At 35.6% G+C, this 12,681-nt stretch carries 11 protein-coding genes; 6 read left to right on the top strand and 5 right to left on the bottom strand.

What is annotated here, in order from left to right:
• Position 1 precedes the first annotated feature (1 nt).
• The gene (locus tag ACN0U3_RS04345; protein WP_299201840.1) at positions 2-1,444 is read left to right on the top strand and encodes a hybrid sensor histidine kinase/response regulator; all 1,443 of its coding nucleotides are present in this window, start codon (positions 2-4) and stop codon (positions 1,442-1,444) included.
• On the opposite strand, the gene ACN0U3_RS04340 is transcribed toward ACN0U3_RS04345, so the two are convergent.
• Positions 1,428-2,840: a hypothetical protein gene (locus ACN0U3_RS04340; RefSeq protein WP_417265283.1), complete on the bottom strand. Its 1,413-nt coding sequence runs from the start codon at positions 2,838-2,840 to the stop codon at positions 1,428-1,430. The genes ACN0U3_RS04345 and ACN0U3_RS04340 overlap by 17 nt on opposite strands.
• A gap of 200 nt (positions 2,841-3,040) precedes the next feature.
• Between ACN0U3_RS04340 and ACN0U3_RS04335 the strand changes: the two genes are divergently transcribed.
• From ACN0U3_RS04335 to ACN0U3_RS04320, 4 genes are all read left to right on the top strand, one after another.
• Positions 3,041-3,685, top strand: coding sequence for a protein-L-isoaspartate(D-aspartate) O-methyltransferase (locus ACN0U3_RS04335; protein WP_417265282.1), 645 nt, complete (start codon positions 3,041-3,043; stop codon positions 3,683-3,685).
• Positions 3,685-4,389, top strand: coding sequence for a hypothetical protein (locus ACN0U3_RS04330; protein WP_417265281.1), 705 nt, complete (start codon positions 3,685-3,687; stop codon positions 4,387-4,389). Before ACN0U3_RS04335 ends, ACN0U3_RS04330 begins: the two co-directional genes overlap by 1 nt.
• 2 nt (positions 4,390-4,391) lie before the next feature.
• Positions 4,392-5,156 (top strand): hypothetical protein, encoded by a 765-nt coding sequence (locus tag ACN0U3_RS04325; RefSeq protein WP_417265280.1) that lies wholly within the window; start codon positions 4,392-4,394, stop codon positions 5,154-5,156.
• Positions 5,157-5,256: 100 nt separating this feature from the next.
• A complete protein-coding gene (locus ACN0U3_RS04320; protein WP_417265279.1) occupies positions 5,257-7,584 on the top strand; it encodes a choice-of-anchor B family protein in 2,328 nt (775 codons plus the stop codon).
• Positions 7,585-7,873: 289 nt separating this feature from the next.
• Here ACN0U3_RS04320 and ACN0U3_RS04315 read toward each other — a convergent pair whose 3' ends face one another.
• Both ACN0U3_RS04315 and ACN0U3_RS04310 read right to left on the bottom strand, forming a co-directional pair.
• Positions 7,874-8,368: a hypothetical protein gene (locus ACN0U3_RS04315; RefSeq protein ID WP_299201854.1), complete on the bottom strand. Its 495-nt coding sequence runs from the start codon at positions 8,366-8,368 to the stop codon at positions 7,874-7,876.
• A gap of 174 nt (positions 8,369-8,542) precedes the next feature.
• Positions 8,543-9,370 (bottom strand): alpha/beta hydrolase family protein, encoded by an 828-nt coding sequence (locus tag ACN0U3_RS04310; RefSeq protein WP_417265278.1) that lies wholly within the window; start codon positions 9,368-9,370, stop codon positions 8,543-8,545.
• Between the two features lie 209 nt (positions 9,371-9,579).
• Here ACN0U3_RS04310 and ACN0U3_RS04305 point away from each other — a divergent pair, with 209 nt between their 5' ends.
• Positions 9,580-10,962 (top strand): hypothetical protein, encoded by a 1,383-nt coding sequence (locus ACN0U3_RS04305; RefSeq protein WP_417265277.1) that lies wholly within the window; start codon positions 9,580-9,582, stop codon positions 10,960-10,962.
• Here the strand turns inward: ACN0U3_RS04305 and ACN0U3_RS04300 are convergent.
• Positions 10,943-11,998 (bottom strand): isoaspartyl peptidase/L-asparaginase family protein, encoded by a 1,056-nt coding sequence (locus tag ACN0U3_RS04300; RefSeq protein ID WP_417265276.1) that lies wholly within the window; start codon positions 11,996-11,998, stop codon positions 10,943-10,945. The genes ACN0U3_RS04305 and ACN0U3_RS04300 overlap by 20 nt on opposite strands.
• 20 nt (positions 11,999-12,018) lie before the next feature.
• On the bottom strand, positions 12,019-12,657 hold the full coding sequence (locus tag ACN0U3_RS04295; protein WP_417265275.1) for an alpha/beta hydrolase: 639 nt from the start codon (positions 12,655-12,657) through the stop codon (positions 12,019-12,021).
• Positions 12,658-12,681: the final 24 nt, after the last annotated feature.

The following is a 12,681-nucleotide window of genomic DNA, read 5'->3' as shown; positions in this document are numbered from 1 at the left end:
TATGAGTGTTAAGGTTTTAATTATTGAAGATGATGAAGATGACTATGTGATCATGAGTCATTATTTGTCCAAAATAAAAACAGTAGAATACGACGTTTATTGGTGTAATGATTTTGATGAAGCCGAGGCTGAAATTTTAAAAGATGAGCATGATATTTACCTGATTGATCATTTTTTAGGAAAGGGAGAGGGAATTGAAATTATTGAGAAAATTAGAGCGCGTAACATTCTTAAACCGTTGATATTACTCACTGGATCAAGTGACTATACGGTCGATGAGAAAGCCATGGCTATGGGAGCTTCAGATTTCTTGGTGAAGCGAGAGGTTCGCGTTGATACTATTGAGCGGGCTCTGCGCTATGCTTTAGAACGATATCATCAGCAAAGATTTATTCGTGCACAGGAGAAAAAATACCGTAGCTTATTTGAATTGAGTATGGAGCCATTTTTGGTTTTAGATGAAGACCTATGTATAATGGAATACAATGCGGCTTTTATTGAAGTTTTTCATGATATAAACGCTTCAAACAGACCCTTGAAAGGATCTTCTTTTAAAGAATTGTTTAAGTATGATTTTGATTACGAATCTTTTATCAGTAAGCTGACACAAGATGGTTTTATTAAAGGGTTCAAAACAACTTTGCTTAATCAATCTAAAGACCAGGATATTGTAGCTATTTTGTCCATAGCCCATTTACCTAAAGCTTCAAATATCGATGGGAATACCTATCATATTGCCATAAGTGATTTAACCAAAATCATGGAACAAGAAGCTGAGTTGAAAAAAGCTGAAAAAATGAGCATGTCTGGACGTATGGCGAGAATGATAGCTCATGAAATTAGAAATCCCTTAACGAATATTAGATTAGCAGTGGGGGAAATATCTGCTTTAACTGATGATGATAGTGATGCCAAGGTCCTTGAGCAAATGATTGAGCGCAATACCATGCGTATTTCTGATTTAATCGATGATCTACTGAAGTCGGCTCGCCCCCCAGAGTTGGAAAGGGTTCATTCTGAACTTCAAACCATTATTGATGCAGCGATAGAGTTTTGTCAAGACCGTGTTGAATTACTCAATATTACCCTTAAGAAACAATTCCCAAACAATGCAATCGAAGGGGAATGGGATCCTGAGAAACTCAAAATCGCACTGGTTAATATCTTTATTAATGCTATTGAAGCAATGGAGGATACACCTAATCCAACCTTGTACATTGATTTGGTTTTAGAAGAAGGAAATCCAGTAATTTATATCAAGGACAATGGAAAAGGAATGGACGAAGAAACGCAAAAGAACTTATTTGACCCTTTCTTTACCAACCGTAAAAATGGACTTGGTTTAGGAATGACAGCGACCCTGAACATCATCAATATGCACAAAGGGAAAATTGTCGTTAATTCTCAAGAGGGGATTGGAACAGAATTTAAGATTTCACTTTAGTCAGTTCTTTCTTTATTTTATTGTAGTCAAATTTAAGTGCGAATATAATTACTGTCGCAATGAGGGCTGGAACAATGTAGCGTACAATTGCTCCAGAAACAGGAGTGGTCCACCCAACGATAAGCGCAATTAAAAGTGCAAATAGGGCCAAGGATACAGTGATGCGTTTGTCTTTTTGTTCTAGAGTTTTAGGAAAGATAAAAAAGCTCAACACAGCAGCGAGAATAAGAAACAAGTTTTCGACAAAAGCCGGGTATTGAAGCCAAGAGCTATTTTTATTTGGAATAGGCTGGAGAAAGGAGTTGAAAATTGCCTCAGGACCATTCAAAAGCATTTGCCAGAAATTATCTTTGATCAATGTCACCTCAACTTTACTTCCTGTTTCCTGTAGGGTTAGGTATATTGGATAGCTCTTCCCAACTTGGTCGAGATAAATTGGAAAACGTTCATGGTTTTCATTCTTTTTCATGTAGTAGGCATGAACAGGTTCTTCTAGAGTGGCCACTCCATCTTCGAATGAAAAATGAGTCCGGTTGCTATAATAGATGTAGTAAAAATGTTCTTCGTCTCCGTGGATATAAAGTCCACCGTCCCTTAGGTTAATGAAGTCTTCCTGTTGATTCGAAATTACATAGGCCATTTTGTCGGCGTATCCTGTTCCAACCAGAGCGCCAATTCCTAATGTTCCAAACGCTAGTATAGCAAGCCATTGTTTCTGGAAAAATTTACTGAATACCAGGTAAAACAACAACATCACGAACAAACAAAGTATAACATAGGGTTTAAATGCAAAAGTTAATACGCCACCAATGACAATGCGCCAGGCTTTTCTTCCGATAGAAAGATCATCAAATACTCCCCTTAAAAATAGACAAAGTCCTAAAATCATTAATGGTTCTTTAATGATGCTACTTCCCCAGAAAGCAATACTAGGAGTTAAAGTCATTAGAATTAGCAAAAACCTTGGGGGAAGATTAGACTTCTTTTTAAGCCATTGATAAAGATCTACACCTCCTATAAAAGAAGCGAAGCTGAGAAAAATAAAATGAATGATAACCTCTCCATTTGAAATGAAATGTAAAAGGGCATTTACACGAATTACATGTCGGGAATCATTGGGCAAAAAACGTTGTCCTCCATTCCAGTGAGTGGTGTTGTCTAAATATTTATTGATGAATTCAGGGTCGTCATTTAATCCAAACAAGAACTGAAAAAAATCACCTGGTGACTGTGCAAAAACATCGTGTAGAATTTTACTTTCTTTATAGAACATTCCTGCATCAGCAGTTAATTCTCCTCCTCCGTAATGATAGGTGTAGACGTACAAGAAAAATAAGGCATAAGCAAATTTAACCAAGAACAATAAAGAGAGTGTCATCTTATTTATTCTAGGCATGTATTTCTTATTGATCCAATAAGTGATCAGGAGAAAAAGACAGAGATAAAGTATAGTCAGTAAAATATTCAAGAAATTACTTTTAGGCAAAAATAGGAAACTAATTGAATATTTGAACTCAAGAATTACTAACAAATGAATACCGAAAAGAAAATCGATGAGGGTCAATAAATGTTAAATCTTTCTTTAAATTTGTTCGGATGATTGACGGGTATAGACATAAAGGAATGAGGCGCCAGCTCATTGAAGAGTTAAAGGAGAAAGGAATCTCTGATATGGCCATTTTGGAAGCTTTTGACAAAGTGCCAAGGCATTTTTTCTTGGATTCCTCTTTTACCAGTCAAGCCTATTCAAACATGGCTTTTCAAATAGGGGCAGGACAAACCATAAGTCACCCCTTCACTGTTGCTTTTCAAACGCAATTATTGGAGGTAGAACGAGGACATCGTGTTTTGGAAATTGGTACAGGAAGTGGATTTCAAACGGCAATTCTTTGTGCATTAGGTGTTAGGGTCGTTTCTATTGAACGTCAAAAAGAACTTTATATAAAAGCGAAACCCATCATTCAAAAACTGGGGTATTCCCCAAACTTATTCTACGGTGATGGATACAAAGGAAAGGCTTCCTACGCACCCTACGATAGTATTTTGGTGACCTGTGGAGCACCTTTCATTCCTGAGGATTTAAAGACACAGCTAAAGGTGGGAGGACGATTGGTTATTCCTATAGGAGAAGGGAAAAAACAAATCATGACCCGATTGATTAAACTTGGAGAAGACGAATGGAAAAAGGAGACTTATGGTGATTTTAGCTTTGTTCCAATGTTGACCAAAACGGCTAAATAATGCGTGAGTTAAAGCCATTGACTATTTCAAACAGTATCCAGTCTGCACCATCAGTGTTGCTGACTCCAGAAATGGAAAAGTTTGTTTTTATTCAACCGCTTTATCCCGATTTTTTATTGGCACAAAGTCTTTTTACAATTATTCATAAACATTTTAAAGTCGAGCAGCTTGAAGCGGGTGTGTTTAAATTAAAAGAGGTTAAGTACATCTGTGCTGAGGAGCCTGAAGGGATTATTCAGGTTGACGATTGGATGCATTGTCTTTGGTCTTCTAAGCGGAAGTTTAATCGATTATTAAATCCTTCTTCGCTTTTTAAAATGTTCCTGATCAACTTGTTCTTTCCTGTTTTTTCAACGACTCAAAAATTGCTGTTACCTGGGAAAAAAGACCGTTTTGTTGTGGATGCTTATCCGCATTTGCCCAAAGAAGAAGGGATACGATTTGAAGCTGTGGACCTCAACAAGCTGGGGATTACTCAATCAGAATACAAAAAACTTTTTAGGTATATTCGTAAGGATTTAAGGCAATATTTAGAAGAGTTTGATGCGCTACATCATGAAAATTTGTATTCTGATTTAAAATATCAAGTAAGTTTATATCCTTCAATAAGAAACCAGTATTGGAATGAACTTAAGCAATGCTTTGATCCCGAGTTTAAAACTTTTGCTTACGCAGAAATAGAGAATTACCTTTTGAAATTATAAGTATGGAATCTTTTTATTCAATTGTATATTATAAAACGAATGCCCTAACAGATGAGTTGTTAAGCATTGGATTGTTAGCAGGTGGAGGCCAAGGTCCTTATTTGTTTATTTCTAATTCGAGACTAGATTTATTAAAGAAAACCCTTCACCCCAATACTTTTTTATCAGTCAATAGACACCTCAAAGCGCTGAAGGAAAAAGTTGATGTGCATCGGAATGAATCTGCAGGAATTTTACTTTTCGACCCTGTTTTTTCAGTTGATCAATTGGATGCTCTTTCGCAGAGAACTAAAAGCGCTATTGTTTATAGTAAGCCTACAACCATTAACGAATGGCTAGATCAAGTGTTTTTCGAAAAGTTAACACAGGCTTTCTTTGGAGAACATAAAAAGAAAAGTGTTGCTAAACGTCCAGTGTTTCATTTGAAATGGAAAGCTTTTTATTACTCCAATAAATTTCAAGAATGGTCAAAAGATATCGCTATTTCTTCTGTCATTCCAGATTCTGTGCTCAATCTTACAATGGATCTTTTTAACCATCAAGAACGAAAAATCATTAAGGGAATTGATTTCGATTTGGGGAAAACAAGTTTAAATCGCAAGCTTTATGAAACTGACTTGATTGTAAGTGCATTTCCAAACTATGATATTACAATAGTGCATCCAAGCCCAAAAAAGAATACCGGAAAAACTGCTTTTGAAGAAACTAAGAAAAAATATAATAAAATAGACTTCATAGGATTTACACAATTCAAGAATTTAAATTAAATTCACATGGTAAAGCTTTGTCAATGTGTTACTTTATCCTTTGTGATGAAGTAACTTTCTTCAATAGCTTTGAAACGAATTTTAATTTATAACTTCACTTATGAAATTTATATACACACTTCTTTTTATTTGCCCCTTCATTTTATTTGCACAAAATCACCACCTTGACTCACTTTCGCATATTGATTATTCTGCACTGCATAATACTCAACTCAATGATATTTGGGGGTATACTGATGAATTCGGGAATGAATATGCATTAGTTGGCGCTGAAAAAGGTGTTAGTATTATTGATGTTACCGACCCTCAAAATCCTACGGAAGTTTATTGGCATGTTGGACTCACAAGTGTGTGGCGTGACATAAAAACGCATGGTGATTTTGCTTATGTAACCACCGAAGCAGATGATGGTTTGTTGATTATTGATTTGTCTCCTTTACCGAATGATCCTATCGTTAATACCACAAATTATTTTGGAACTTCAATGGTTTGGCAATCTGCTCATAATTTATTTATTGATGAATTTGGCTATGGCTATATTTTCGGAAGTAATTATGGAAATGGTGGGGCAATTATTCTTGACCTTTATACAGATCCAATGAATCCTATCGAAGTTGGAGAGTTTGATGACTGGTATATTCATGATGGATACGTAATTAATAATACTTTGTATGCTGCTCATATCAACGATGGATTTTTTACCATTGTAGATGTTTCTAATAAATCAAATCCTGTAGTTTTAGGGAGTCATGCTACTCCTTCAAGCTTTTCTCATAATATTTGGACTACTGCCGACCAAAACTTTGCATTTACCACAGATGAAGTTACTAGAGCTTACCTTGCAGCATATGATGTATCAGATCCAAATAATATTTTCGAGACAGATAGAATTCAATCCAGTCCAGGAGACGGCGTTGTTCCTCATAATGCACATGTGAATGGCGATTTTTTGATTACCTCATATTATGCGGATGGTGTACTTATTCATGATATTGCAGATCCATACAATATGGTCGAAGTAGCACGCTATGACACTTACCCTGGTACTGCAAACTATACAATTGGAAATTGGGGTGTTTATCCTTTCTTTGCTTCTGGAACAATCGTAGCCACGGATATTGAAAATGGATTATTTATTCTGGGGTCTAACTTTAACCATGCGGCAAGAATAGAAGGTGTTGTCACTAATGCCAATAACAGTAACCCAATTCAAGGCGTTGAGGTGACCATTATTGGTGGAATTCATACTGAGGAAACAAAAGTGAATGGTTCGTATAAAACAGGAACAGTGAATTCAGGAAGTTATACTATACGATTTGAAAAATATGGCTACGAACCCAAAGATACTGTTCTGACTTTAACCGAAGGCACCACTTTATCTGTGGACATAGAATTGGTTCCCTTACCACAATACAATGTGAGTATTAAAGTCGTAGATGAAAACAATATCCCCGTCTTAGGCGCTGACGTAAGAATCAAACATCAAGGAATTATGTTTGATGATCAAACTAATGGTATTGGGGAAATCGTAAAAAGCTTAAGCTATTCTGATACCTTTTATGTTTCTGCAGGAAAATGGGGATTGAATACAGAGTGTGCACTTGTAAGTTTCTCTCCAACTATGAATGAATATACATTTGTTTTAGGAAAAGGGTACAGTGATGATTTCTCTTTTGATTTTGGTTGGTCAACAACTTCTTCTGCTGATATGGGAGACTGGGTGAGAGAAGTTCCATTTGTCAATAGTTCGACAGGGCTAAACTCTAATCCTGATTTTGACAGCCCAAATGATTGTGGTGATTTTAGTTATTTGACAGGAAATGAAGATGGTGTTAGTGTGATGGGAGGAGAGGTAATGTTAATATCACCTGTATTTGACTTGTCTAATGTTACAGACCCTTATCTAAATTTTGATCGTTGGTTTTTTAATTACCATGGATACACTCCGTTTAATGATACTTTAACAGTAAGTATTTCTAACGGGATAGACCTTGTTGAAATAGATAAGAAAGGTCATAATCCTGCGCTTTTCGAAGAATGGACCTCCGTCTCAAAAAGAATTGTAGATTATATTGTACCGACCTCTACAATGCAAATATTTGTTCAAACATCAGATTATTATTCAAGTAATAACATTACCTACGCTGCCTTTGATAATTTCTCAATTACCAGTGGGAGTCCATTGGGTACAAATGCCGAAACCTTGGTGGATAAGGTTAATGTTTACCCGAATCCTTTTAAAGATCTGATCGTTGTAGAGTCATCTCAAGAAATAAAGAATGTTCAACTATATGACCTTATGGGAAAAGCGGTAAGGATTGTTGGAATTGAACGTACTGAAGGAAAGATTACGATTTATACTGGTGATATAGAGGCGGGAACTTATTTCCTTAATTTAGATGGTCAGAAACATATTCTTGTAAGGTAAAAGAAGAGTGAACTTATTCTGTTTGTGGTTTTTTAAAGAAAAGCTGCCATTCAATTAAAGACCAAAGAATTAGAAATAATATCTGAATGGTTTGTACCTCAAGACCTAAAGCTTTGTGAAGTCCAAAGTGAAAAATAAAATACAGGGTAATAGGGTACAAAAGTCTAATGATAAACTTTGCAAATATAGGGAGTTGGTGAATTTTTTTGCGAAGGGATTCTAACATAATGATAAAAAAAAGAGACTAATCCTTAAAGAAATAGTCTCTATTATTGTTGAATGATTTTAGTTACTTTTTTCTAGTATAAGAATCAATGATGTCTTTTTCACTGTTTCGAATGACTAAATTATCATCGTCTAAGGTTTCAATAATATAGGCATCTATTTTTGATGAATCATTGTAACTGTGACGCATTACCAATTCATTTTCATTATGTACTTCCCATTGACCTGATGAACGAACAGTTAGTGTTTGATTATCACTTTCTTGACTTCCTGTTTTAATTAAGTCATAAACACTAAAGAAACCATTGGTTTCAAATTGCGTTACAATAAAAGAATTGTCATTAGAAAACTCGACTTCTTTGTCTTTCTTGGTATTGGTACGGTTGACTAATACCCATTGGTTTGCAAGTTTAGACGTGACAGAGTTTTCTTCAATTGAATCTTCCACAACAGGAACCTCAACCATGCTTCCATTATCCTTTTCCTCCTGCGGTGTTTCGCTAGAAGTACATGATATAACCAAAAATAACCCCAATATTGATATGAAAATAAGTTTCATGCGTTAAAATTTATCGTTATTTATTACCTGTAAAGTTACAATATTCCATTGAATAAATCATAGCAATTTTATGAATGCTAAGTTTATTTTTTTTCTTTTTTTATTTAAGTCATTGAGCATGAAAACTTTTATATCAGAATGTTAATTTCTCAATACCCTCAATACTTACTAAAATTAAATTTGACCTTCAATAAACTGAAGACTTAAAACACAAGTTTCATGTAATTTGTGTGGCATTTCTTTTTCTTCATAAGGATGATAAGTGTCAAATGTATGATTCGCACCATTGATAATAATTAGCTTTCCATTGGTCCAAGAACTTAATGCCTCAGATTCTGTGATGGAAACAGAATCGTCTTTATCTCCATGTAAATGCAGTGTTGGTATTTTAATCTTTTTCGCCTTGGCTTCAATATTTAAAGCCTCTTTGTTTTGTACCCAATCTTCATAGAGAACAAACTTATGGGGCATATCTTGTTGGGTACGTGCGTTTTTGACAGTATAAAGTCCACGTTCTTTCCATTTGTTTAAAGTTTCATCCTCTGGAAAACGACAGGCAATATCACAGATGCTCGCCCACGTAATGACAGAAGAAACCCTAACATCATTTGCCGCTAAAATGGCAATACCACCTCCACGACTATGTCCAATAAGGTGTACTCTTTTATTCGTAAGATCAACTTTTTCTGAAAGCCAGTCCAACACATGTTTAACATCAGCTAATTCATAACTGTAACGATTCAACGAAAAAGCCTCTAAGTCTGGAAAATCAATGGGCTCATCTGTAGTTCCACCATTGTGACTCATGTTGAATTTACAAAATGCCATTCCGTTTCTTACAAAATACGACTGAACCAGGTTCCATGCTCCCCAGTCTTTATATCCCTTGTACCCATGTATGAAAACCACAAGATCTTCGTATTCATAATCATCAGGTTCTTGGAAATCTATCAATGACTCTCTTCCATTTGCCCCTTTAAAAATCTGATTTGTGAGTTTCATTATTTACCCTTTACGTTGTGATTTTAAATAATATCTTTTTCTTTTAGAAAGATAATGAAATTATTGCTAGACCCATAATATAAAGACAATAAGAATATCTTTCTTCGACCAAACCTCAGATTTAAGTCCTTAATTTTCTTTATATGACTACTTTCCTTAGTTTTGGTTTATGGAATTATAAATGTTTTGCATCTCTACTGAAAACTACAATGAGAAATTTTTGCTACATATTCTTTTTTCTGACTTTTGGGAGTTATGCCCAAGAGGTAAATCTTCAATTGGATTTTGTGGATGAGATGACAAACGCCTCAATCGATTCCGTTGAAGTCAAAATTAAAAGTACTAATAATTTAGTGTTAGTAGATCAATGGACATCGCATCATACCATTCATACTTTTATGATTCCAAAAAATAAATTGATTAAGATAAACATTAAAAAATCGGGATATTTCAACATTGATACCTTAGTGAATTTAAGTTTGCATGAACGCAGCATTAAAAAAGAACGCAATATTCTGTTGGAGTTCGTTTTGCGTTACGACGGACAATTCTCAACAGAATTTGATGTTACAGCAACTTATAAACCAAGCGTAGCTTTTTCTTCTGAGCGAATTAGTGTTAGCGATTTTGCAGTGATTGACGAAGAAACAATGATTTTATTGGTCTACCCAAAACGTTTAAGTGCTGCAAGTGAGTTGATTTATTTTAAAAATGATAGCGTAATCTCAAGAAGAAGTGTGCCTGGTAAAGCATTGAGATTAGACACCGATTATCGCAACCGTGTTTATTTGCGTTGTGAATACACGGATTATATGATTACCAACTCAGAGCACATCACCTTAATTAAGGTTCCCAGAGAACAATTAAATAATTTTGTTCAACCTATTTTGGATACTTTGAATAACGAACAGTTGTATTTTACAACGTATAAATCACACTATCCAGCTTTCGATTTCTATAATGTACAACTTTCGGATACAAGTCATGCGCTTTTACATCATGTTGAAGATTCAGAAATGATGGAACATTACCGAGCCGAATACAAGTGGGCCGACGTAAGAACCAAGCTTTGGGCTTGGGATATGGAGTCTGAAACAGGAATAGATAGGGAAGTATGGGTAGGCGCAAATGTCTTCACAAATTCGATTTATTATGAAGCACCCTACAGTGAATTATTTCTGGTTGATGATGAAGTGTATGTTTTTGATTTCTATAAAGATGCGATGTTTGTTTATGATGGATTTGAAGGTACAGTACTAGACAGTATTTCCATAGATTTTCATAAAGACCCTGTGAAATCAGGTTGGGAGAGAAGCATGTATCAGGACCCCATCACCAAGAAAATTTATACTGTCTATGACGATGCAGGTTATACTGATGTATATGAAATCAATTTACTGGATGGAAGTAGAGAAGAGAAATTCACTTTGTTCTATCGTTATGTAGAAAATGTTCAAATCTATAACGGAGAAGTGTATTACATCTATCGTCCCTATGAAAGTTTACAAAAGAAATACCTTTATAAAGAAGGGTTTTCGGATAGTAAAAGAAGCTTAGCAGGACAAGAAAGGTTTAATCAAATAGTTCGATAACAACTTCGCCGTTGGCTTTTGCATAAGCCCTAAACATTCCATTAGTATTAAAAGGCATGGCAATATTTCCCTTACGGTCTAGGGCGATTACACCTCCAAGTCCATCAAGTTTTGAAAGTCCATCGATACTTGTTTGTGCGGCCTCTTTTAATGTCAGATTTTTATATTTCATTTGAGCAGCAATATCATAAGCAACCACATTTCTTATGAAAAATTCACCATGTCCAGTTGCGGAAACAGCACAACTGGCATTGTCGGCATAAGTTCCTGCACCTATGATTGGAGAATCACCGATTCGTCCATGTTTCTTGTTGGTCATTCCACCTGTTGAAGTTCCGGCTGCTAGGTTTCCGGATTGGTCCAATGCAACAGCACCAACTGTTCCCATTTTGCTAGCTTTGATGTTCGGATCATAAAATGACAATGACATACTGTCTTTTTGAGATAAGACTTTGTTGATTTGGTTCAATTTTGATTGGGTAATGAAATATTCTGGTGCTACGCTTGCTAAACCATGTAATTCTGCAAACTGTTCAGCTCCTTTTCCAGAAAGCATAACATGTGGTGAGTGATTCATAATGGTATAGGCTAATTCTATAGGGCTTTTTACTTTATTGATGCCAGAAACTGCACCCGCTTGACCTGTTGCACCATCCATAAATGAGGCGTCAAGTGATACCGTTTTTTCATGGGTTAATACCGCGCCAACTCCAGCATTGAAAAGTGAATCGGCTTCTAATATCTGAATGGCTTTGATGACCGCCTCACTTGCTGTTCCACCATTTTTAAGTAAGTTAAAACCTTCCGTTAAAGCAAAGTTTAAAGCAGTTCTATATTGTTTTTCTTGTTCTGTGGAAAAGTTTTTTCGTTGCATACTTCCTGCACCACCATGAATAACCAGAACAGGTCCTGATGATGAAAGGGAATCAATATCGGTAGCAATAGAATGGTTTTCCAATGGAGCGTTTTCAACTTGCGTACATGCAAACAAAAAACTTAAACAAAGGAGTAATAAAAACTTAAATGAGGAGTACATTGTTTGATTTCTTTAACTGTTTATTCGCACTCATTGGCAATTTCAAGCAGTGTTTGTGTGTCCATATCATGGTGACCATCAAAGATTTTAACAGTCGTTTGAAAATCTTGTTTCTCGAAGAAGGATTGTACCTCGTCAAGTTTACCTTCAAAATAAGGATCTGATTTTCCAACCACAAAGTAGTTGTTTGAATTGAGCATTCCTGACTTTTCTTCGTCAATAGAAACATCTTCTGGAAAAACACTGGCCCATAAAATAAAATGATCGGCATTATAACTTCCGCGTTGATGCCATCTAGTGGCCGTTGCACCACCTTGTGAAAAACCGAGTAAATAACGTTGCTTATACGACTTTCCTTTAAGTAAGTGTTCTGCTAGCTTGTCTAGGTATTTGTGATTATCTTCTATGTCATCTAAACGAGCTTCTTTGGTCATCCAAGAAGCACCTACGCGTCCTTGAGTCCCTTTTCGGTAGAACCGATGCATGCCTTCCGGTGCAACGACAAAGTTTTTTTCAGGATCGAGTGCTTGAAACTTACGTATAAAAAACTTAGGCAACTGTGAATAACCATGGAGTACAAGCCAAATGTTTTCAGCTGTATCTGGATTCCCATGGGTGAAGTACCTAACCGTTTTAGATATTGTTATTTTTCCTTCCAATTGATTCTATGTTTGTTGCGAGAA

Origin of the sequence: Brumimicrobium sp. (assembly GCF_048268645.1) — a bacterium.
GTDB lineage: Bacteria > Bacteroidota > Bacteroidia > Flavobacteriales_D > Crocinitomicaceae > Brumimicrobium > Brumimicrobium ulvae.
This window is presented reverse-complemented; position numbering and strand designations above follow the sequence as displayed.

Excerpts from the sequence above, each read along its gene's own strand:
- ACN0U3_RS04330 (WP_417265281.1), top strand. The coding sequence starts at position 3,685 with ATGCGTGAGTTAAAGCCATTGACTATTTCAAACAGTATCCAGTCTGCA.
- ACN0U3_RS04340 (WP_417265283.1), bottom strand. The coding sequence starts at position 2,840 with ATGCCTAGAATAAATAAGATGACACTCTCTTTATTGTTCTTGGTTAAA.
- ACN0U3_RS04315 (WP_299201854.1), bottom strand. The coding sequence starts at position 8,368 with ATGAAACTTATTTTCATATCAATATTGGGGTTATTTTTGGTTATATCA.
- ACN0U3_RS04345 (WP_299201840.1), top strand. The coding sequence starts at position 2 with ATGAGTGTTAAGGTTTTAATTATTGAAGATGATGAAGATGACTATGTG.
- ACN0U3_RS04325 (WP_417265280.1), top strand. The coding sequence starts at position 4,392 with ATGGAATCTTTTTATTCAATTGTATATTATAAAACGAATGCCCTAACA.
- ACN0U3_RS04300 (WP_417265276.1), bottom strand. The coding sequence starts at position 11,998 with ATGTACTCCTCATTTAAGTTTTTATTACTCCTTTGTTTAAGTTTTTTG.
- ACN0U3_RS04335 (WP_417265282.1), top strand. The coding sequence starts at position 3,041 with ATGATTGACGGGTATAGACATAAAGGAATGAGGCGCCAGCTCATTGAA.
- ACN0U3_RS04320 (WP_417265279.1), top strand. The coding sequence starts at position 5,257 with ATGAAATTTATATACACACTTCTTTTTATTTGCCCCTTCATTTTATTT.
- ACN0U3_RS04310 (WP_417265278.1), bottom strand. The coding sequence starts at position 9,370 with ATGAAACTCACAAATCAGATTTTTAAAGGGGCAAATGGAAGAGAGTCA.
- ACN0U3_RS04305 (WP_417265277.1), top strand. The coding sequence starts at position 9,580 with ATGAGAAATTTTTGCTACATATTCTTTTTTCTGACTTTTGGGAGTTAT.